Annotated in this window: 21 protein-coding genes; 7 read left to right on the forward strand and 14 right to left on the reverse strand. The window is 54.8% G+C overall.

What is annotated here, in order from left to right; all coding sequences use genetic code 11:
* The first annotated feature begins 33 nt into the window (after window positions 1-33).
* Window positions 34-519 (forward strand): ribonuclease E activity regulator RraA, encoded by a 486-nt coding sequence (rraA, locus tag GA0061071_RS18975; RefSeq protein ID WP_061499332.1) that lies wholly within the window; start codon window positions 34-36, stop codon window positions 517-519.
* A gap of 66 nt (window positions 520-585) precedes the next feature.
* On the opposite strand, the gene zapB is transcribed toward rraA, so the two are convergent.
* On the reverse strand, window positions 586-831 hold the full coding sequence (gene zapB / locus GA0061071_RS18980; RefSeq protein WP_090269457.1) for a septal ring assembly protein ZapB: 246 nt from the start codon (window positions 829-831) through the stop codon (window positions 586-588).
* A 492-nt stretch (window positions 832-1,323) separates the two neighbouring features.
* Here zapB and GA0061071_RS18985 point away from each other — a divergent pair, with 492 nt between their 5' ends.
* From GA0061071_RS18985 to fpr, 4 genes are all read left to right on the forward strand, one after another.
* Window positions 1,324-2,172, forward strand: a complete 849-nt coding sequence (locus GA0061071_RS18985; RefSeq protein ID WP_061499338.1) for an MIP/aquaporin family protein — start codon at window positions 1,324-1,326, stop codon at window positions 2,170-2,172.
* 21 nt (window positions 2,173-2,193) lie between these two features.
* Window positions 2,194-3,702: a glycerol kinase GlpK gene (glpK, locus tag GA0061071_RS18990; protein ID WP_061499341.1), complete on the forward strand. Its 1,509-nt coding sequence runs from the start codon at window positions 2,194-2,196 to the stop codon at window positions 3,700-3,702.
* A 110-nt stretch (window positions 3,703-3,812) separates the two neighbouring features.
* Window positions 3,813-4,823 carry a class II fructose-bisphosphatase gene (gene glpX, locus GA0061071_RS18995; protein WP_061499344.1) on the forward strand — a complete coding sequence of 337 codons (1,011 nt, stop codon included), beginning with the start codon at window positions 3,813-3,815 and terminating at the stop codon, window positions 4,821-4,823.
* Between the two features lie 96 nt (window positions 4,824-4,919).
* A complete protein-coding gene (gene fpr / locus GA0061071_RS19000) occupies window positions 4,920-5,666 on the forward strand; it encodes a ferredoxin--NADP(+) reductase (protein WP_061499349.1) in 747 nt (248 codons plus the stop codon).
* On the opposite strand, the gene GA0061071_RS19005 is transcribed toward fpr, so the two are convergent.
* Complete coding sequence (locus GA0061071_RS19005; protein WP_088237040.1) at window positions 5,667-6,086, reverse strand: DUF805 domain-containing protein; 420 nt, start codon at window positions 6,084-6,086, stop codon at window positions 5,667-5,669.
* 113 nt (window positions 6,087-6,199) lie between these two features.
* On the opposite strand from GA0061071_RS19005, the gene GA0061071_RS19010 reads away from it, so the two are divergent.
* Window positions 6,200-6,793, forward strand: a complete 594-nt coding sequence (locus GA0061071_RS19010) for a DUF1454 family protein (protein ID WP_061499355.1) — start codon at window positions 6,200-6,202, stop codon at window positions 6,791-6,793.
* A 107-nt stretch (window positions 6,794-6,900) separates the two neighbouring features.
* A complete protein-coding gene (tpiA, locus tag GA0061071_RS19015; RefSeq protein ID WP_061499359.1) occupies window positions 6,901-7,668 on the forward strand; it encodes a triose-phosphate isomerase in 768 nt (255 codons plus the stop codon).
* A 38-nt stretch (window positions 7,669-7,706) separates the two neighbouring features.
* Here the strand turns inward: tpiA and GA0061071_RS19020 are convergent, their stop codons facing one another.
* The 12 genes from GA0061071_RS19020 to GA0061071_RS19075 form a co-directional block, all read right to left on the reverse strand.
* Window positions 7,707-9,011, reverse strand: a complete 1,305-nt coding sequence (locus GA0061071_RS19020; protein WP_061499363.1) for an SLC13 family permease — start codon at window positions 9,009-9,011, stop codon at window positions 7,707-7,709.
* 73 nt (window positions 9,012-9,084) lie between these two features.
* On the reverse strand, window positions 9,085-9,843 hold the full coding sequence (locus GA0061071_RS19025) for a CDP-diacylglycerol diphosphatase (RefSeq protein ID WP_061499366.1): 759 nt from the start codon (window positions 9,841-9,843) through the stop codon (window positions 9,085-9,087).
* Window positions 9,844-9,968: 125 nt separating this feature from the next.
* A complete protein-coding gene (locus GA0061071_RS19030; protein ID WP_061499373.1) occupies window positions 9,969-10,958 on the reverse strand; it encodes a sulfate ABC transporter substrate-binding protein in 990 nt (329 codons plus the stop codon).
* A 149-nt stretch (window positions 10,959-11,107) separates the two neighbouring features.
* Window positions 11,108-12,070, reverse strand: a complete 963-nt coding sequence (gene pfkA / locus GA0061071_RS19035; protein WP_061499376.1) for a 6-phosphofructokinase — start codon at window positions 12,068-12,070, stop codon at window positions 11,108-11,110.
* Between the two features lie 202 nt (window positions 12,071-12,272).
* Window positions 12,273-13,157, reverse strand: coding sequence for a CDF family cation-efflux transporter FieF (gene fieF / locus GA0061071_RS19040; protein WP_061499379.1), 885 nt, complete (start codon window positions 13,155-13,157; stop codon window positions 12,273-12,275).
* A gap of 229 nt (window positions 13,158-13,386) precedes the next feature.
* The gene (locus GA0061071_RS19045) at window positions 13,387-13,605 is read right to left on the reverse strand and encodes a DNA-binding transcriptional regulator (protein WP_088237039.1); all 219 of its coding nucleotides are present in this window, start codon (window positions 13,603-13,605) and stop codon (window positions 13,387-13,389) included.
* An 80-nt stretch (window positions 13,606-13,685) separates the two neighbouring features.
* Window positions 13,686-14,837 carry a phage late control D family protein gene (locus GA0061071_RS19050; protein WP_088237038.1) on the reverse strand — a complete coding sequence of 384 codons (1,152 nt, stop codon included), beginning with the start codon at window positions 14,835-14,837 and terminating at the stop codon, window positions 13,686-13,688.
* A complete protein-coding gene (locus GA0061071_RS19055) occupies window positions 14,837-15,313 on the reverse strand; it encodes a phage tail protein (RefSeq protein ID WP_088237037.1) in 477 nt (158 codons plus the stop codon). The genes GA0061071_RS19050 and GA0061071_RS19055 overlap by 1 nt, the downstream gene beginning before the upstream one ends.
* Before the next feature lie 12 nt (window positions 15,314-15,325).
* A complete protein-coding gene (locus GA0061071_RS19060) occupies window positions 15,326-17,800 on the reverse strand; it encodes a phage tail tape measure protein (protein WP_088237036.1) in 2,475 nt (824 codons plus the stop codon).
* On the reverse strand, window positions 17,793-17,912 hold the full coding sequence (locus GA0061071_RS19065) for a GpE family phage tail protein (RefSeq protein WP_071845836.1): 120 nt from the start codon (window positions 17,910-17,912) through the stop codon (window positions 17,793-17,795). The genes GA0061071_RS19060 and GA0061071_RS19065 overlap by 8 nt, the downstream gene beginning before the upstream one ends.
* Window positions 17,913-17,944: 32 nt before the next feature.
* Window positions 17,945-18,220: a phage tail assembly protein gene (locus GA0061071_RS19070; RefSeq protein ID WP_088237035.1), complete on the reverse strand. Its 276-nt coding sequence runs from the start codon at window positions 18,218-18,220 to the stop codon at window positions 17,945-17,947.
* 60 nt (window positions 18,221-18,280) lie between these two features.
* Window positions 18,281-18,799 carry a phage major tail tube protein gene (locus GA0061071_RS19075; RefSeq protein WP_088237034.1) on the reverse strand — a complete coding sequence of 173 codons (519 nt, stop codon included), beginning with the start codon at window positions 18,797-18,799 and terminating at the stop codon, window positions 18,281-18,283.
* Window positions 18,800-18,801: the final 2 nt, after the last annotated feature.

The raw sequence follows: 18,801 nt of genomic DNA on the forward strand, positions 1-18,801 counted from the left end.
TGACAACTCTTGTCGCAACTAAACGTTAAGCCTATGAAATACGATACTTCTGAGCTTTGTGATATCTACCAGGAAGAGATCAACGTCGTGGAACCGCTGTTCTCCAATTTTGGTGGACGGTCGTCTTTTGGCGGACAAATCATCACGGTGAAATGTTTCGAGGATAACGGGTTGCTTTACGATCTGCTCGAACAGAATGGCCGTGGTCGCATCCTGCTGGTTGACGGCGGCGGCTCCGTACGTCGCGCGTTAATTGACGCCGATCTCGCCCGCACAGCGGTGCAAAACGAGTGGGAAGGCATTGTGGTCTATGGCGCGGTGCGCCAGGTGGACGACCTAGAAGAACTGGATATCGGCATTCAGGCGATTGCTGCAATCCCGGTTGGCGCCGCAGGCGAAGGCATTGGCGAAAGCGATGTCCGCGTCAATTTCGGCGGGGTAACCTTCTTCTCCGGTGACCATCTCTACGCCGACAACACGGGCATTATCCTGTCGGAAGACCCGCTGGATATCGAGTAGTAAAAGAGAGGGCGCCTTCAGGCGCCCTTCTTATTTCTTATGTCTGGCAGCCAATCAGGAGCGTAATCAGACTTCTTCCATACGGCCCAGCAGCGCCTGCAGACGTTCCTGCCAGCCGTGCTGTTGCTCTCTCAGTTGATTGTTTTCGCGCTCCAGCTCTTCACGATTCTGCTGCGCGGACTGAATTTCCTGCGTCAGGCTGTTGTTCTTGTCTTTCAACTCTTCGATTTCCATCTGCAACAGCGTGATGGTATCAATCGCCTGCTGCACCTTTGCTTCCAGTTTCTCAAACACTTCTAATGACATTGTCATACCTCTCCTGAGTTGCAAGGCGTTGATGGATATACACTTCATCTTTCAAGTTGCAGGGGGTTAGCTCTCCTGCCGCTCGAATTATTCGTGTCTTACAAAATCCTCGTCCCGAATACCGGTGACGCCTTATGAATATGAGCATATTTGCTTGTTACCGATTGTATGAAGCCCACCAGCCCCTGTCCAGCGCAGAGCCCCGCTGTTTGCGCTTTGCAACACTTTTCAGCCTGCTCCTGGTGCAAGAAAGGGATCTACCTCTAAATTGTTAATACCCAGGTTACAAAAATGATTCAGCTCACACTTCTTCATGGTGCAAAAACGCGCATCATCGCGCGAAAACGCTCATTTTATTGACGCAGTACACACATTTTGATTTCGATATTTCTCGTTTTTGCTCGTTAACGATAAATTAACACTGTGTCTACACGACACCATGGTGGTCTTCGGCCTCCGTGCTAACAATAACCACTAAACTTTTTGCAGGATCCGATTATGAGTCAAACATCAACCTTAAAAGGCCAGTGCATCGCCGAGTTTCTCGGCACCGGGTTGTTGATTTTCTTCGGTGTAGGCTGTGTCGCAGCGCTAAAAGTGGCGGGAGCTACCTTTGGCCAGTGGGAAATCAGTATCATTTGGGGTCTGGGCGTGGCAATGGCCATTTACCTGACCGCAGGGGTTTCCGGCGCGCATCTAAACCCGGCAGTTACCATTGCATTGTGGCTCTTCGCGAGTTTTGACGGACGTAAAGTTGTTCCGTTTATTATTTCTCAGTTTGCCGGCGCGTTTTGCGCGGCTGCACTTGTTTACGGGCTTTACTACAATCTTTTCCTCGACTTTGAACAAACGCACAATATGGTGCGCGGCAGTGTTGAAAGTCTTGATCTGGCTGGTATTTTCTCTACTTACCCCAACCCGCACATCAATTTTGTGCAGGCTTTCGCCGTTGAGATGGTGATTACCGCAGTCCTGATGGGCGTGATTATGGCGTTAGGTGATGATGGCAACGGCATTCCGCGTGGCCCGCTGGCACCCTTGCTGATCGGTTTGTTGATTGCCGTTATCGGCGCATCGATGGGCCCGCTGACCGGCTTCGCCATGAACCCGGCACGTGACATCGGACCGAAAGCATTCGCCTGGCTGGCAGGCTGGGGCAATGTCGCCTTTACCGGCGGCAAAGATATTCCCTACTTCCTCGTCCCGCTGTTCGGGCCGATCGTAGGCGCGGCGCTCGGCGCATTTGGCTACCGCAAGCTGATTGGTCGCCATCTGCCGTCAAATACCAGCGTGGCGGCGGAAGAAAAAGGCACCGCCTCCACGACTCAACAAAAAGCTTCGCTGTAATGTGACTACGGGAACATAACCATGACTGACAAAAAATATATCGTTGCGCTCGACCAGGGCACTACCAGCTCCCGCGCCGTTGTGATGGATCATGACGCCAACATCATCAGCGTTTCACAGCGCGAATTCGAACAAATTTACCCGAAACCAGGCTGGGTTGAGCACGACCCGATGGAAATCTGGGCATCCCAGAGCTCTACGCTGGTGGAAGTATTAGCCAAAGCCGATATCAATTCCGATGAAATTGCCGCCATCGGCATTACAAACCAGCGCGAAACCACCATTGTCTGGGAACGCGAAACGGGTAAACCGATTTACAACGCCATCGTTTGGCAATGCCGCCGCACCGCGGATATTTGCGAAAAAATGAAACGCGACGGCATGGAAGAATACGTGCGTAACGCCACCGGTCTGGTGGTTGACCCGTATTTCTCCGGTACCAAAGTGAAATGGATCCTCGACCACGTGGAAGGCTCACGTGAACGCGCAAAACGCGGTGAACTGCTGTTCGGCACCGTGGATACCTGGCTTATCTGGAAAATGACGCAGGGCCGCGTTCACGTCACGGATTACACCAACGCCTCGCGAACCATGTTGTTCAACATCCACACCCTGGACTGGGACGACAAAATGCTCGAAGCGCTGGATATCCCGCGCGCCATGCTGCCGGAAGTGCGTAAATCGTCGGAAGTGTATGGCCAGACCAATATCGGTGGTAAAGGCGGCACTCGTATTCCTATCGCCGGTATTGCCGGTGACCAGCAGGCGGCGCTGTTCGGCCAACTGTGCGTGAAAGAAGGGATGGCGAAAAACACCTACGGTACCGGCTGCTTTATGCTGATGAACACTGGCGAGAAAGCAGTGAAATCGGAACACGGTCTGCTGACCACCATCGGTTGCGGCCCGAAAGGCGAAGTTAACTATGCGCTGGAAGGTGCTGTGTTTATGGCGGGAGCTTCCATTCAGTGGCTGCGTGACGAGATGAAGCTGATTAGCGATGCCTTCGACTCAGAGTATTTCGCCACCAAAGTGAAAGACACCAATGGCGTATACGTCGTACCGGCCTTTACCGGCCTGGGTGCGCCGTACTGGGACCCGTATGCGCGCGGCGCGATCTTCGGTCTTACCCGCGGCGTCAACGCAAACCACATCATTCGTGCAACACTGGAATCTATTGCTTATCAGACTCGCGATGTACTGGAAGCGATGCAGGCTGACTCTGGCATTCGTTTGCACGCGCTGCGTGTGGATGGCGGCGCGGTTGCCAATAACTTCCTGATGCAGTTCCAGTCGGATATCCTCGGCACCCGCGTGGAACGCCCGGAAGTGCGTGAAGTCACGGCCCTTGGCGCGGCATACCTCGCCGGTCTGGCGGTCGGTTTCTGGCAGAATCTGGATGAACTGCAGGAAAAAGCGGTGATCGAGCGCGAATTCCGCCCGGGCATCGAAACCACCGAGCGTAATTTCCGTTACAACGGCTGGAAAAAAGCCGTTAAACGTGCGCTGGCGTGGGAAGATCACGACGAATAACCCGCCCGAACAGATGCCCTCTCTCCGGTGGGGAGAGGGCTATGCCCAATCAACCCTCCCTCGCTCGCTGTGATAAACTTCGCTCAATTTCTTTCACTGTAGAGTTTGTTATGAGACGAGAACTTGCCATCGAATTCTCCCGGGTTACCGAAGCCGCCGCGCTGGCGGGCTATAAGTGGCTGGGACGCGGCGATAAAAACACAGCGGACGGCGCAGCGGTGCACGCTATGCGCATTATGCTCAATCAGGTCAATATCGACGGAACCATTGTGATTGGCGAAGGGGAGATCGACGAAGCCCCAATGCTGTTTATCGGTGAGAAAGTGGGAACCGGTAAGGGTGATGCGGTGGATATCGCCGTCGACCCCATTGAAGGCACACGCATGACCGCTATGGGTCAGGCAAATGCGCTGGCGGTACTGGCAGTGGGCGATAAAGGCTGCTTCCTGAACGCGCCGGATATGTACATGGAAAAGCTGATCGTCGGCCCGGGTGCAAAAGGCGCTATCGACCTGAATCTGCCACTGGCGGATAACCTGCGTAATGTTGCTGCTGCGCTGAATAAACCGCTGAGCGAACTGACGGTCACCATTCTGGCAAAACCTCGCCACGATGCCACTATCACAGAGATGCAAACGCTGGGCGTTCGTGTTTTTGCTATCCCGGATGGCGACGTCGCAGCGTCGATCCTCACCTGTATGCCGGATAGCGAAGTGGATGTGCTGTATGGCATTGGCGGTGCACCGGAAGGGGTGGTGTCTGCTGCGGTGATCCGTGCACTTGATGGCGATATGCAGGGGCGTTTGCTGGCGCGCCATCAGGTTAAAGGCGACAGCGAAGAGAATCGCCGCATCGGTGAAATCGAGTTAAAACGCTGTCGTGGCATGGGTATTGAAGCCGGTCACGTCCTGCGTCTGGATGATATGGCGCGCAGCGACAACGTGATTTTTTCCGCCACCGGGATCACTAAAGGCGATCTGCTGGATGGCATTAGCCGTAAAGGGAATATCGCCACCACGGAAACGCTGCTGATCCGCGGCAAGTCACGCACGATTCGCCGTATTCAATCGATTCATTATCTGGATCGCAAAGACCCTGAAGTACAACGACATATACTGTAAGGGTATTTGTTCAATTGAGCTTTCCGGCCCGGATGGGCTGGAAATCTTCGCCTGTTGACACGAAGATAAGGCAACGCAACAGAACAGGAGATAACCATGGCGGACTGGGTAACAGGAAAAGTCACAAAGGTGCAGTTCTGGACCGACGCATTATTTAGCCTCACCGTTCATGCCCCCGTTCTTCCCTTCACCGCCGGGCAATTCGCTAAACTTGGACTGGAAATTGACGGCGAGCGCGTACAGCGCGCCTACTCGTATGTGAATGCGCCAGGCAACCCCGACCTTGAGTTCTACCTTGTTATTGTTCCTGAAGGCAAACTCAGCCCGCGTCTTGCAGCTTTACAGCCGGGGGATGAAGTGCTGGTGGTGAGCGAAGCCGCGGGGTTCTTTGTGCTGGAAGAAGTGCCGGACTGCGATACGCTGTGGATGCTGGCTACCGGCACAGCGATTGGGCCATATCTGTCGATTCTGCAAGAAGGCAAAGACCTCGAACGCTTTAAAAATCTGGTGCTGGTGCATGCAGTACGCTATGCGGCGGATTTAAGCTATTTGCCGTTAATGCTTGAGCTGCAAAAACGCTACGAAGGAAAATTACGCATTCAGACCGTGGTCAGCCGGGAGACCATTTCAGGTTCCCTGACCGGGCGGGTGCCGGCGCTCATTGAAAACGGCGCGCTGGAAGACGCGGTCGGGCTGCCAATGAACGCCGGGAACAGTCACGTGATGCTGTGCGGCAACCCCCAGATGGTGCGCGATACCACGCAACTGCTGAAAGAGACCCGGCAGATGACGAAGCATCTTCGCCGCCGACCGGGACATATCACCGCGGAACATTACTGGTGATCAGCGGTACTTCACATCCAGCGTCTGCTTACCGTATTTGTTTTCCCCTTGGGTGCCGATAAACGCACCCAGGTCAATCAACATCATCACGATAATCACCACCGGGATCAGGCGGCCCACCGCCCATTCCAGCGTATCGTTGAGGACTGCCCAGTTCCCGGAAAGCAGCATCCACGCCAGCACCATTAATAATCCCCACGCACCGTGGCGTCCTCTATCGTGCAGGCGTTTCACCATGACGCAGGTCGTCGGCCAGATCAGGCACACCAGCATAAAGGCCGCCATCTGGAAATCGAGCATTCCACCGTTCGCCAGCGCAAATAAAACGGTCATGCTGAGAAGCCAGAGGACAATCCAGACCCAAAAATCACGGCGTCCAATACGCCCTTTAAATGAAAACAACCACTGCTGTATACCCATGTATGGTTCCTTATTATCGTAATGCTGCGTAGTTTACCCTGGAGGCGGGAGTTTTTGACAAGCCAGTCGGTTATCGTTTTAATCGTGAGCAAACTGTACAGAGGGCGATGTTCATGAAAGCATGGCGTTATCAGGTTTGGCTGCTATTCTCAACGCTGATCTTTTGTTCGCCCGTCATGGCGGAAGACGCGCCAACCGCGGCGACTGCGCCCTATTTACTGCCGGGCGCACCAACCTTTGATCAATCGATCAGCCAGTTCCGTGAGCGGTTTAATACCGACAATCCCACGCTGGCGCTGAGCGAGTTCCGCGCTGTTGACGGCAGTGATCAGAACCTGACGCGAGCAGCAACAAAGATTAACGAGAGCCTTTACGCGTCTACGGCGCTGGAACGTGGCACGTTGAAAATCAAATCCATGCAGATAACCTGGCTACCGGTACAAGGCCCGGAACAGAAGGCAGCGAAAGCCAAAGCGCAGGAGTATATGGCGGCGTTTATTCGCGCATTCACGCCCACGCTAACGGCGGCGCAAAGTATGCAAAAGCTGCAAAAGTTGCTGACTAACGGCAAAAGCAAGCCTTACTACGCTGAAACGGAAGGCCCGATTCGCTATGTGGTGGCAGATAACGGCGAAAAGGGGCTGACCTTCGCTGTTGAACCGATTAAGCTGGCGCTATCTGAGGCCCTCGAAGACAACAATAAATGACAAAAAGCAAAGCCTTTCAGGGGATGAATCTCTATACTGTTTCACAGACCATGCTGCCCTGAGGGGCGGCCATATTCCTTAATTCGCCAAGCGCGTGGAGAGTAAAAATGCGACATCCTTTAGTGATGGGTAACTGGAAACTGAACGGCAGCCGCCACATGGTAAACGAACTGGTTGCTAACCTGCGTACCGAGCTGGCCGGCGTTACGGGCTGCGCCGTTGCAATTGCGCCGCCGGAAATGTACCTGGATCTGGCTAAACATGCTGCTGATGGTAGCCACATCGTACTGGGTGCGCAGAACGTTGACGTTAACCTGTCTGGCGCATTCACGGGTGAAACCTCTGCCGAAATGCTGAAAGATATTGGTGCGAAGTACATCATCATCGGTCACTCTGAGCGTCGTACTTACCACGCTGAATCTGATGAATTCATTGCCAAAAAATTCGCTGTGCTGAAAGCAGCTGGCCTGACCCCGGTTCTGTGCATCGGTGAAACTGAAGCAGAAAACGAAGCCGGTAAAACGGAAGAAGTGTGCGCACGCCAGATCGACGCAGTTCTGAAAACGCAGGGCGCAGCGGCGTTCGAAGGCGCAGTCATTGCTTACGAACCGGTTTGGGCTATCGGCACCGGCAAATCCGCGACCCCGGCACAGGCACAAGCTGTTCACAAATTTATCCGTGACCACATTGCCAAAGCAGACGCGAAAGTGGCTGAGCAAGTGATCATTCAGTACGGCGGTTCCGTAAACGCAGGCAACGCAGCAGAGCTGTTCACCCAGCCGGACATCGACGGCGCACTGGTTGGCGGCGCGTCTCTGAAAGCTGACGCATTTGCCGTGATCGTGAAAGCCGCAGAAGCAGCAAAACAGGCGTAATCCTGTTTACCCTCTCCCAGGCGGGAGAGGGTATTGTTTTACAGTTTCCCCAGCACGCTAAACCACGCGTAATCCAGTGGTAACAATACCAGATACGTCACCAGCGCCAGCGCAAAACACAGCAGCATCCCCGCGCGCACAGGCACTTTGCCCAACGCCATCGCCACCACAATCGGCGACGCCTGATACGGCAACAGCGGCGTGGAATACCCCAAGACCTGGATCATAATCACCGACAGCAACGGGAAACCGGTGGCCTCGGAAAAACTCTGCGCCAGTGTGGTAAATAACGCCGGCACGCCATTAGCCGTCATAATAAAATTGAGTGCTGTCGTAATGCCGGTTAGCGCGAGGAAGTTGGTAAACGGGTTTGCGGGATCAAGCGGCATCACATGCAGTAATGCGTCCCCTACCGCGCTACCGATCCCGGTTTGCGTCACCGTGATTGCCAGGCCGAGAATCCCCGCAACATAGATACAGGTGCGGATATTCACCCCGCTGGAAAACTCGTCGCCGTTAATAAAGCCAACGCGAGGCAATAAGGTCACACACGCGGCTGCAAGCCCTGTCCACGCCGGGCCAATACCGTGCCAGCTCTCCGTAACCCACATCGTCAATACCACCGCCAGCAGCCAGGCCAGCCGCTTCTCCTCCCGGCTCATCGGTGCAGACGCGGTATGCTCACGCGGTGCCTGCGGCTGGCCAGGAAAGAGCCAGCAAATCAGGCCAATCAGGATCATCCCTTTCAGAATACCGAGCACCGGCGTGTGCAACAGCAGATAGGGTAAATAATTCAGGTGAATGCCGTAGGAGCCTTCCGCTGCACCGCTCATCACCAGGTTCGGCACGTTAGCAGGCAGGATGGTGGCGGAAAGCTGGAACGTGCCGAACCCGACAGCCAGCGCCAATCCGTACCAGGCGCGTGTGCCCTCGAGGATGCCCGCCCGCGTCGCCATGGCCGCGACAATCGGCATCAGCAGCGCAATACGCCCCATATTTGACGGCATGACAAACGCCAGCGCATAGCTCAGCAGGACAACGCTGGCGACCATGTGCAGCCATGATGTGGTCAGTTTCGACGAGAGCGCCCTTGCCGCGCGATCCGCCAGACCGGTTTTCCTGATAGCGACACCTAACACAAACCCGCTGAACACCAGCCAGAATGCCGACGAGGCGAAACCACCAAAAATCACGTCCGGCGGGGCGATTTTCGCCACCATTGCCGCCGTAAAGAACAACAGCGCGGTAATGAACTCAGGTAACAGCGAGGTGGCCCACAACACAATGGTGATGCCGACAATCGCAGAGGGAAGGAACAGAGGGTGAGTTAGCCAGAACGACATGCCTGTCTCCTGTAGATTTTTTCAGCAAGTCTACGGCGACAGGCAGGAGGAGTAAACGCGAATTATGGTGGGGTTATTTCAGGATATCGCATTGATGATCCTGTATTTCCTCAGCTGAAGCACGGTTAAGCGCCAGCCAGTTTCGTTCCGTTGCCAGCAGCACAAAGGAGCCATCGGTCTGTTGTGCTATCGCCAGCGCAAAGCGTCCCATATGCGCTTTGGCTTCCGGCACCTCTTCCGCCAGCATCAAAAACGGGCTGCGTTGTACCAGTTCCGCTTCCGTTACGCGCCGCGCCAGATAGGTGTGACCAAGCAGGCCGCCAGGGAATTCAAGCCACTGGCTGCTGATACGGGTCGCATTGTCATTAAGCTGCGCACGCACATCCGGGCGCAGACAGGAGATATGAATATGGAAATGGTTCTGCGTGCGTCCGGTACGCGAGTTAATGGTCAGAGAAATGGCGTTGTCCGGCACCTGGCTACCGCGCATCTTGCTCATCACGTCACGGGACTGCCAGGCCTGCCAGAAGAAGTTCGGCGTGTTGGGATCCAGCAATAACGGGCTTTCCGTGCCGTTAATGCGGTAAGTCGGCATCAGCAGAAACTGCAACGGTCCGTTGCGGTCCTTCATCAGCACATAGCCGCTTTTCAGATTCACCTGCGCACAAGGCTCAGGAGAGTTGTGTTCACGGGCATTCGGCAGGCACTGTTCGGTGACTATCTGGCGTAACACATTCGGGTTGCCGTGGTGTGTGAACCAGTACCATGCTCCCGCTCCTGCCAGTAATATCACTAGCAGCAGAGCAATCGCGATGCGACGAACTGTTTTCATATTTCCGCTTCCTTTGCTGAAAGAACCGGAATGATAGCGCAAAACGGGGGGGAAGTCGGGAATCCTGGATTTTACGCAGATCCAAAACAGAACCGCCCTCTTACGAGGGCGGCTCATCGGCATGATTAACGTTTACTGATTTGATCGAAGGTGCCGCCGTTAGAGAAGTGCTCTTTCTGCGCTTTGGTCCAGCCACCAAACTCATCATCAATGGTGAAGAGCTTCAGTTTCGGGAAGGCATTGGCGTACTTCGCAGCCACTTGCGGATCGCGCGGACGATAGAAGTTCTTCGCGGCGATCTCCTGGCCTTCCGGCGAGTAGAGATACTTCAGGTAGGCTTCCGCGACTTTTTCGGTGCCTTTTTTCTCGGTCACTTTATCTACGACGGAGACGGTCGGTTCAGCAAGGATCGATTCGCTTGGCGTGACAATTTCAAACTTGTCTTTACCCAGCTCATTAGTTGCCAGCAGCGCTTCGTTTTCCCAGGCAATCAGCACATCGCCGATCCCGCGTTCAACAAAAGTGTTGGTTGCGCCGCGTGCGCCAGAGTCCAGTACTTCCACGTTTTTAAATAGCGCTTTGACGAACTCCTGGGCTTTAGCCTGATCGCCGCCATTTTGATGCAAAGCGTAACCCCAGGCAGCCAGATAGTTCCAGCGCGCGCCGCCAGAGCTTTTTGGGTTCGGCGTGATAACGGAAACGCCTGGTTTAATCAGATCATTCCAGTCATGAATCTGTTTCGGGTTGCCTTTACGCACCAGAAAAACGATGGTTGAGGTATACGGAGCTGAGTTATCCGGCAGACGCTTGATCCAGTTTTTATCAATGCGGCCACGTTCCGCAATAGCGTCTACGTCATAGGCCAGCGCCAGCGTAACTACATCAGCTTCGATACCGTTGATGACTGACGTTGCCTGCTTGCCCGAGCCGCCATGAGACTGGCGAATCACCACATTGTCGCCCGTCTCTTGTTTCCAGTGCGCGCTAAACGCTTTGTTGTACTGCTCGTACAGCTCGCGCGTTGGATCGTAAGACACGTTTAATAACTGGATATCCTTCGCCAGAACGCTGGCTGAAGCCAGCAGTAAAGTTATTCCCACGCCCCATTTATTCATCGCCCACTCTCTTCAGGTTATGCATTTTTGATGACGCCAGAGTGCCAGAAAGAGATTCAATGAATAAAGAATAAAAAAAGATTGGCTATAACTTTGCGGAATATTGGCGGGTAAAAAAACGCCCCCGGTCATCGAGGGCGTTTTCACGATTAGTAGAGTTTTTTCGCGCAATCCAGCCAGTCGCCTTTGAACGGGCGTTTCATGTTTTCGATGGCATCGATAATGTCGTGGTGAACCATTTTCTCGTTCTGGATACCTACGCAACGACCGCCGTAGCCCTGCAGCAGCAGTTCGATGGCGTAAGAGCCCATGCGGGAAGCCAGAATACGGTCATAAGGTACCGGAGAACCGCCGCGCTGGATGTGACCAAGCACGGTGGCACGCGTTTCACGCTCCGTTTCGCTTTCGATGTACTTCGCCAGTTCGTCGATGTCGCAGATGTGTTCAGTGATAGCCACGATCGCGTGTTTCTTACCTTTCGCGATACCGGCTTTAATTTCTGCCACCAGGTCTTCACGGTTGAATTCCACTTCCGGCAGAACGATAAACTCACAACCACCAGCAATGGCTGCGGCCAGCGTCAGGTCGCCGCAATAACGGCCCATCACTTCAACGATGGAGATACGCTGGTGAGAAGAAGAGGTATCGCGCAGACGGTCAATCGCTTCAACGACGGTTTGCAGCGCAGTGAAATAACCGATGGTGTAGTCCGTGCCCGCAACGTCGTTATCGATGGTGCCCGGCAACCCGATGCACGGGAAGCCCATTTCGGTCAGGCGCTTCGCACCCATGTAGGAACCGTCACCGCCGATAACCACCAGCGCGTCGATACCGCGTTTTTTCATGTTCTCAATAGCCACGGCGCGGATATGCTCTTCACGGAACTCCGGAAAGCGAGCGGAGCCCAGGAATGTACCACCGCGGTTGATCATGTCCGACACGCTGTAACGGTCGAGCTGGATCATGCGGTCTTCGTACAGGCCGAGGTAACCATCATAGATACCTGCAACTTCCAGACCTTCTGTCAATGCTGCACGGACGACACCGCGGATAGCGGCATTCATGCCTGGCGCATCACCGCCACTTGTCAACACACCGATTTTTTTAATCATGACTACCTCTGAACTAAGGAATGCAAAATAAAATTCTGTGGCCCGAAGCGACTCCCCAACGGGAGCGAACAACTATGATGCAAATAGTATATCAATCCTTGCTTGCTGAATTGATTCAGGTCAGCCCAAATGGTGGTAATTTATACACAAAAAGCTGCCCTGGCTCACTTTTTTACATCGAAATACGAAAGCGTTAAATTGCTTATCGTCCTTGAGGTACTACCGAGCAGGGATCCTGATGAATAATCACATCCGATCCCGGAAAACGTTGCAGAATCGCCTGCTCCACCTGTTCGGCAATGAGATGCGCCTGAACCAGCGGCAGGTTATCTTCCATTTCTAAATGAATTTGAATAAAGCGGGTCGGCCCTGACTGCCGCGTGCGAAGATCGTGAGCGCCGCTGACGCCTGGCCATGCGGTAACGATCCCGAAAATTTCCTGGCGTTCTTCATCCGGTAACGCGCGATCCAGCAATGCCTGGACCGCTTCATACGCCATATGTAACGCGCTATACAAAATATAGCCACCAATGCCCAACGCAAATAATGCGTCTGCCCGGTGCCAGCCATACCACGACAGACCCAGCGCGATGAGAATTGCGCTGTTCATCATAACATCAGACTGATAATGAAGCATATCCGCTCGCACGGCCTGACTCTGGGTTTTATGCACAACCCAGCGCTGAAAAGTGACCAGTATCACAGTACTGATCAGGGCAATCACCGTGACTGCGACACCAATGCCGGGGTCGTTAAGCGGATTGGGGCTTGCCAGGTGCTGAATGCCGGTTAATAACAGGAATAACGCCGAACCGGAAATAAACATACTTTGCGCCAGCGCCGCCAGTGATTCCGCTTTCCCGTGACCGAAAGTGTGCTCTTCATCCGCTGGCTGTAACGAGTACCGCACCACCAGTAAATTGGTCAACGACGCGGCGATATCCACCATCGAATCCACCAGCGCCGCCAGGATACTGACTGAACCGGTGAGCCACCAGGCAAAGAGTTTAATGATAAGAAGTGACGATGCCGTGACTGTCGCCGCTATTGCCGCACGGGTTATCAGCCGCCCATAGGATTGATTCATAAACGCTCCTGTTTGTCCTGCGGGAATTATAACGGAAGGCAAACAGCAGTAATGGCTAAATTAAGCGGTGGAATAGCAGGCAAAAAAAACCCCTCCATCATGGAGGGGAAGACAGGGATGGTGTTTTAACACCAAACCTATCTCCATGAAACAAAAGGATTTGTTTCTTGCAATGTCCACACATTGACCACATCGACACATAACAAGCCCCGCAACTGCGGGGCTTTTCTCACATCCACAAAATTTGCTGCCCTGACGAGGTAGGATGCGGTCTAACCGGTTTTACTTCTCCGGGCTTAACAATATAACGCTGCACAGACTCCAGCGTCACAAAGGTCGCGCTGCAATTTACGTTCTGGCACTGATGGTAACGTTCCTTGGTGGTCTCTGTCATGTAACGACTGGTGCGCGCATGTGCGGCGTGCTGGCATAACGGGCAATGAAACATAGTGAGCACCTCAACGGTTTGACTGATGCTTCAATTTTAACAAATAAAACCTTATAAAACAAAAAGATATAAATAAAACTCTATATATCCTCACCTGCTTCGTACTCAACGTCTGATAGCCTTACCTCAAGCTCTAAGCCCGTCGTGAAGCCATTATTATTGAGGCTGTGGGTCACCTTACTGATTATCCATGCCTGCTCATCTATGACGCTCTTAAAGCCCGAGACTTTCACCGGCGTTTCCGGGTACAGGTCAGCGCGACCGACCGCGAGATTTATTGAAAACTCGGCAACACCGCGCTGTAGTTTGTCCCATTTGGCTGTCGCAGCCCGTACCGCCTGGGCTTTTGTGGCGTACACGGTTGTCAGTGCAAAAACATTATCCGCCTCACCGGCCATGTATTCACCTTCCCGCGCCTCGGGGACTTTGGCCTCCTTCTTTTTTGCCTTTGCTTTGGGATGCTGCAACGCGCGCAGGTGCTGCTCTTTCGGCTTGCGTTTTACCTTCACTTTTTTCGGCTTCGGCTCTTTGGTATGGAGCCATTGCGCCGTCACGCCGGTGTAAGCGCCCCGGTCAGCGATCGCAAACTGATGGCGGTCGCCATCGCTGCGGGTGATCGTCACCTGGGGAATCGGCTTGCCACTGGCGTTAACGGCATTACCCGGCCTGAGAAAAAGTAACTTACCGGCTTTGATGGATACCTCACCGCCGTTCCGGTCAGCAAGCCGTGTCAGAAATTTGGCGTCGGACTCCTGCGCCTGGTCGATATGCGGCAGCGGGATTTTTGCCAGTTCCGGCGCAACTGCGGCGGTTAATTTGTTCCGTGCCGCAATGGCCTCAACGATTGCCCCCAGCGTTTTATCGTGCCAGGACTCTTCCCGGCGCGAATTCAGCGACCCGCGAAAATCAGCCGAGCGGGCGCGGATGGTCACCGTATCCGGCGCGCCCCGGTGCTCAACCTCATCAACGGTAAAACTGCCTTTATTCACCAGCGCCGAATCTTTCCACCCAAGCCAGAGCGTCAGCACGGCACCGCGCACCGGAAGAGCGACAAGCCCGTCGGCGTCGTTGAGCTCGATATCAAGCTGATCGGCTTCAAATCCCCGGTTGTCAGTCATGGTGAGGCTTATCAGTCTGGCGCTGATATTGCCGGTAATATCCTTGCTTTCGAGTTTGAGCATAAAGTCGGGAACAAGGGAGCTCCCCGCCTTGCTATAGAGTATTTCGGACATCAGAACCCCAGCGTTGATGTTAATTTTGTTGCCGCGTCTTTCGCGTTACTGACGAGGGTTTCGGCCTGTTTACTCAGATCGCCATACACCGCCGCGAGTGATTCATCGACCCGCGTTAACGTCAGCGTAAAGCTGATTTTTCGCGGTGAGCCGTCGGAAAAAAACTCGGTGCCGGTATCGCTGATACTGTTGATAACAAACATGCCGTAAATCATCCCGGAACCGGAAAGCAACGGCCATGCCTTACCATCCTCGGCCATCAGCCGGAGCGCGGTTAAGGACAGATGGCCGCCTGTCAGTTCGGGATAAAGCTCACCGCCAAGTGTGATTTTCTCCTCGCCCACGCCGAGAAACTGAAAAGCGTCACGTTTACCGACGCGGGCATTTGACGGCCAGCGATACTCTGCGTCGCGCTGCATATTCTGAAACGGCAGTGTCTGGCGCATAAAAACGAACAACCCCAAAGCCAGCATCATTTTCTGTTCCCCTTATCCGTCAGTTCTCATGTCAGCGCGTTCACGGGCGCGTTTTTCCCTGTCGGCGCGCTCCACGGCATCCCGTAACTGATTCCCCAGCTCACCACCGGGTGCACCGCCGTTCTGCAGGGTGATGTTGTAATTGCTCTGACGGTTATCAACATAAGATTTTCCGGCACCGGGCGCGGTCACCGGCATATAGGACGGATAGCCGCCATACGAAGAAGTGAGAGGGAAATATGACCCCGGCGGCGTGGCATTACCTGGCTGTTCCGACCGGGATTTCGCCTGGCTGGCTTTTTCGCCTTTCTCGTCAAGACCGTCAGACTCTTTGTTAATCACACCGAGTTTTTCCAGCACCCATTCAATGCCGGATCGCAGTTTGTTGAACGCTTTAAGCGGCAACATCAGCGCATCGGCGAGCGCCTGACCAAACGCGATACCGGCATCCTTGCAGGAATTAAGCTGTTCCTGAGACGACTTGACCGGCTCAAGCAGGTTTTTAAACCAGTCCCACGCCGCCTTTAATTTTTCGCCCAGCCAGTCAAACATCGGTTTAAGCGGTGAGAACATTTCACCGACCGGCGCAAAGGCCGCCGTGAGTCCCTCAATCACGCCGCTGAAAAAGGCGCTGATGGGCTCCCAGTATTTGCGGATAAGCAGGGCACCGGCGACGATGGCGACACCAATCGCGATAATCGGCCACGTCAGCGCACCGAGTACCGTCATGATCGCGCCGCCCACGACGCTGAAGACCGTCCCGAGCACACCGGCAATCGCAATAATCGCGTTGATGCCAGAAATAACGGGAAACGCAACCAGGCCGATAGCGCCAATGACGGCAATCACGGCAGTTACCACCCCGGCCAGCACGCCGAGGGTTTGCGCCAGCCCCTGATTTTTCTGGATCCAGCCGTCAAGTTGCAGCACGTAGCCGGTCGCGGTCTGCACCAGTTTGCGCAGGGAAGACTCCTGCTGGTCAAACAGGTCAGTCCCGACCGCCTCGTAAGCCGACTGGAACTCTTTGAAGTCGCCGCCGAGGTTGTCCTGCATGACTTTGACCAGTTCTTCGGTCTTGCCGTCAGACGCTTTAAACGCAGCGGTGAGCGCATCAAGCTTCCCGCCCGAGGCGGCAGACATCAGCACCGCCGCCGCCGAGCTGGCTTCCTCACCGAAAATCGTTTTCATGTATTCGGCGCGCTGGCCGGTGCCGAGTTTGTTTTTCTCAAAGCTGGCCTGAATCTCTTTGAGGATGGCAAATATCGGTCGGGTGTTTCCCTTCTTATCAGCGGTGCTGATACCCAGCTCTTTAATCGCTTTATACGCTTCGCCGGTTGGCGCTTGCAGACGGGTGATCACCGCCCGGCTCCCCGTACCGGCCATTGACCCGGTGATTTTCGCGTCGTGCAATGCCCCCACCATCGCGGCGGCCTGCTCGATACTGACCCCGGCATTTTTGGCGACCGGCGCGGCGTAAGTCAGCGCATCGTTAAGCCCGTCAAAGTCCGTCGCGGTTTTATTCATCGTCATCGACAGGACATCGCCGATGTGCGACACCTGATCGTTGCTCAGTTCAAATGCTGATTTCATGCCCATCAGCAACCCGGCGTTTTCCTCCATCGTTCGCTTGTTTGACAGCGCCATGTTGAGCGTGGTCGGGGTCGCAGCCTGAATATCTGCGGCGCTCCCGCCCGCTTTGGCGATGATGATTTGTGCCCCGGCAGCATCATCAGCCGAGGCGGCGGTGTTGTCGCCGAGCTGGCGCGCCTGTTTGCGCAGCGCCGTCATTTCTGCGGAGTCTTTCGCTACGCCGAGCACGGCCTGTAATTCAGAATTCTTTTGCGCAAACTCATAACCCGGCTTTAACAACGCTGCACCCGCCAGCGTGGCGGCTGTCGCCATTCCCACGCCAGCGGCACCCACCGCCGCCGCGTTCCCGGCCAGCTCCTTTCCGGTCTGGTAACGCTGTTTTACCCGGCTCAGTTTTTCTTTTTGCGCGCTGACTTTTCCCAGCGCCGCGCGTTGCCGGTCAAGCTGGGATGTCGTCTCGCTGATTGTGTTTTTCAGGCGGCGCTCATCAGCCGCCAGCGTACGGGTATTAATCCCGGCCTGGCTCAGCGCCTGTCGCTGGCGTTGCACCGCCTCGCGCAGACTGTTGTGTTTGAGCTGGAGCGCGGCGGCGCTTTTACGGGCGGCCTCCATTGCGGTCGCCTGTGCGCGTGTCGGCTGCTCTGTGTTTTTAAACTGCACCGCCAGCGCGGCGGCTTCCTGTTTGGCTTTTTCCAGCGCCTGACTGGTGACCGCGAGCTGGGCGCTTGTTTTACGAAAACCCTCTATTCTGGATGCCTGGCTGTTGAGCTCACGCAACGAGGTCTGGGTCGCCCGGATACCTCCGGCCAGCTCGCGGCTGGCCTTGTCGATGGATTTTAACGGGCGCGTCGCCTGGTCAACCGCTTTGAGCAATACTTGTAATTTCACATCACTCATTCGTGTTTCCGCTTCGCTGGAGCGCTTTTTCGCGCCATGTGATGAGCTCGGTCAGGCTCATGGGAAAGAGCTCTGAGGGCGGCCAGTGGAAAATCACTGCAATATCCGCCATCAGATCATCAACCGAGAGATTTTTCGGGAAGGTTACTGCACCGAACTCGGCGACAAAAAACCGACCACCTGACCGGCCAGCGCAACCAGATCGGGCAGCTCCAGCGCGGCGACTTCCTGCTCGGTCAGGGAGGGGGCTGTCATGCGCGGCAGTACCTTAATCAGCGCATCCACCTCGGAATTCGCGACCGCCGCCAGACTGACGCCGCGAAGCGTACCGGCGTTCGGCTTCATCAGCGTAATGGTGTTCACCACCTGATCGCCGCGTTTAATCGGATTTTCCAGGGTCACTACGTTTTCTTTGCTCATGATTTTCTCGTTTAAGTTCGTTATCAGGTAACCCGGCAGGCGGCGCTCGCCGGGGAAAAATTACAGGCCAATATTGCGGCGGTGCTGTTCCAGTCTGTCGGTGCCGTTCACTTTCTCAATCATGTTGATGGTGTCGATTTCGACCAGCTCCTTACCATCCATCGTCAGCTTGAAATAGGTACACACGACCGAAATTTTGGCCTCGGTGTCTTCGCCCATTTTGCTTTCGCCGGTGTCGATTTCTTTCTGGCGACCACGCATGACCACTTCGACGGCGACCGTTTCGCCGGTGTCGTCGCGCTGGTAGGAACCGGCAAAACGCACCGGCACCGCGTCGACGCCGGTCGCGCCGTACAGCTCCCAGATAACCGCATCAGGGAAGCCGCCGAGCGACCATTCCATCGACAGGGCATCATCATCGAGGCCGAGGTCGACCGGCGCACTGCCGCTCATCCCCGCCCCGCGATAGTTCTCAAGCTTGCGGGTCAGCTTCGGTAACGTGATGGACTTCGCCACCCCCTGATAGCTGTAGCCATTCAGGAAGACGTTCATATGTTTCAGTTTGCGCGGCATTGCCATGT

This window comes from Kosakonia oryzendophytica, from assembly GCF_900094925.1.
Lineage (GTDB): Bacteria > Pseudomonadota > Gammaproteobacteria > Enterobacterales > Enterobacteriaceae > Kosakonia > Kosakonia oryzendophytica.

Coding starts and splice junctions, on each gene's coding strand:
- rraA (WP_061499332.1), top strand. CDS start 34: ATGAAATACGATACTTCTGAGCTTTGTGATATCTACCAGGAAGAGATC.
- zapB (WP_090269457.1), bottom strand. CDS start 831: ATGACAATGTCATTAGAAGTGTTTGAGAAACTGGAAGCAAAGGTGCAG.
- GA0061071_RS18985 (WP_061499338.1), top strand. CDS start 1,324: ATGAGTCAAACATCAACCTTAAAAGGCCAGTGCATCGCCGAGTTTCTC.
- glpK (WP_061499341.1), top strand. CDS start 2,194: ATGACTGACAAAAAATATATCGTTGCGCTCGACCAGGGCACTACCAGC.
- glpX (WP_061499344.1), top strand. CDS start 3,813: ATGAGACGAGAACTTGCCATCGAATTCTCCCGGGTTACCGAAGCCGCC.
- fpr (WP_061499349.1), top strand. CDS start 4,920: ATGGCGGACTGGGTAACAGGAAAAGTCACAAAGGTGCAGTTCTGGACC.
- GA0061071_RS19005 (WP_088237040.1), bottom strand. CDS start 6,086: ATGGGTATACAGCAGTGGTTGTTTTCATTTAAAGGGCGTATTGGACGC.
- GA0061071_RS19010 (WP_061499355.1), top strand. CDS start 6,200: ATGAAAGCATGGCGTTATCAGGTTTGGCTGCTATTCTCAACGCTGATC.
- tpiA (WP_061499359.1), top strand. CDS start 6,901: ATGCGACATCCTTTAGTGATGGGTAACTGGAAACTGAACGGCAGCCGC.
- GA0061071_RS19020 (WP_061499363.1), bottom strand. CDS start 9,011: ATGTCGTTCTGGCTAACTCACCCTCTGTTCCTTCCCTCTGCGATTGTC.
- GA0061071_RS19025 (WP_061499366.1), bottom strand. CDS start 9,843: ATGAAAACAGTTCGTCGCATCGCGATTGCTCTGCTGCTAGTGATATTA.
- GA0061071_RS19030 (WP_061499373.1), bottom strand. CDS start 10,958: ATGAATAAATGGGGCGTGGGAATAACTTTACTGCTGGCTTCAGCCAGC.
- pfkA (WP_061499376.1), bottom strand. CDS start 12,070: ATGATTAAAAAAATCGGTGTGTTGACAAGTGGCGGTGATGCGCCAGGC.
- fieF (WP_061499379.1), bottom strand. CDS start 13,157: ATGAATCAATCCTATGGGCGGCTGATAACCCGTGCGGCAATAGCGGCG.
- GA0061071_RS19045 (WP_088237039.1), bottom strand. CDS start 13,605: ATGTTTCATTGCCCGTTATGCCAGCACGCCGCACATGCGCGCACCAGT.
- GA0061071_RS19050 (WP_088237038.1), bottom strand. CDS start 14,837: ATGTCCGAAATACTCTATAGCAAGGCGGGGAGCTCCCTTGTTCCCGAC.
- GA0061071_RS19055 (WP_088237037.1), bottom strand. CDS start 15,313: ATGATGCTGGCTTTGGGGTTGTTCGTTTTTATGCGCCAGACACTGCCG.
- GA0061071_RS19060 (WP_088237036.1), bottom strand. CDS start 17,800: ATGAGTGATGTGAAATTACAAGTATTGCTCAAAGCGGTTGACCAGGCG.
- GA0061071_RS19065 (WP_071845836.1), bottom strand. CDS start 17,912: ATGGCGGATATTGCAGTGATTTTCCACTGGCCGCCCTCAGAGCTCTTT.
- GA0061071_RS19070 (WP_088237035.1), bottom strand. CDS start 18,220: ATGAGCAAAGAAAACGTAGTGACCCTGGAAAATCCGATTAAACGCGGC.
- GA0061071_RS19075 (WP_088237034.1), bottom strand. CDS start 18,799: ATGGCAATGCCGCGCAAACTGAAACATATGAACGTCTTCCTGAATGGC.